Source organism: Bartonella sp. SD1336NMGDW, assembly GCF_042193565.1.
Lineage (GTDB): Bacteria > Pseudomonadota > Alphaproteobacteria > Rhizobiales > Rhizobiaceae > Bartonella > Bartonella grahamii.
Map to the genome: position 1 here is coordinate 1 of NZ_JBHILW010000084.1, position 839 is coordinate 839.

The window sequence follows — 839 nt, forward strand, 5'->3', positions numbered from 1 at the left end:
CCTTCATCCAATTCAGTACTAGAAACTGCATAAACTTCTTCTGATTCTTTAAGAACGGTATATTGGGGAGTATTGATGAAAATAGATCGATAAGCTGTAGAAAAACCAAGTGTTGAAAGAGAAACCTTGAAGGTAACAAATGGTGTCTCTCCGTTTTTATCAAGGTCGTACACTATATTAATGATACGATCTTTCTTTATAAAATAAGCATTGCAATTGTAATTTTTATCACGATAGACTGTCCAGTCCATCCTTTTTAAGTCTTCAGAAACTGTATTAAGAAAAGACAAATCTTGTAAACTAAGACGATCATCTATAGCTTTTCGCTCATTAAGGATTTTCAGATATTCTTCAGCAAATTGAACGGCCTGGTTAATATATCTCTCTACTTCACGGTCATCCAAAATTTCAGAAATCGTACCTGCTTCTAAAAAATTTTGATAAGATTTCAGGACATCAATTTGACCTGTTAATGCTAAACAAGCTAAATGCCAGACTATATCTATATTGTAGCTATATTTTTGGATAAGCGTTTTGCTTTCTATTGATGCTTGTAAATCTTGGGCACGTGCCCACTGTATTATCCGCTCAGAGATTTTGATAAGCTCTTGCTCATCTAATGTCTCTACACAAATATCAATGCCTTTACCAAAACCACTAAAAATCCCCCCCCCAATCGTATTAAAAGAATTATAAATATTTTTAGGAGAAACACACCAATATTCCTTACTATAGTGAATACAATTGCAAGCGACAGAAATCATTTCATTAGATATTTCAGCTTCAATACGGACATTGTAATTGTCATGGAGACGTATAAAACCAAAATCAAATTGAAT

1 protein-coding gene is annotated in these 839 nt (G+C 33.3%); it reads right to left on the bottom strand.

What is annotated here, in order from left to right:
• A partial coding sequence (locus tag ACFIKH_RS09245; RefSeq protein WP_375671545.1) for a DUF6990 domain-containing protein occupies positions 1-839 on the bottom strand: 839 nt, incomplete at both ends.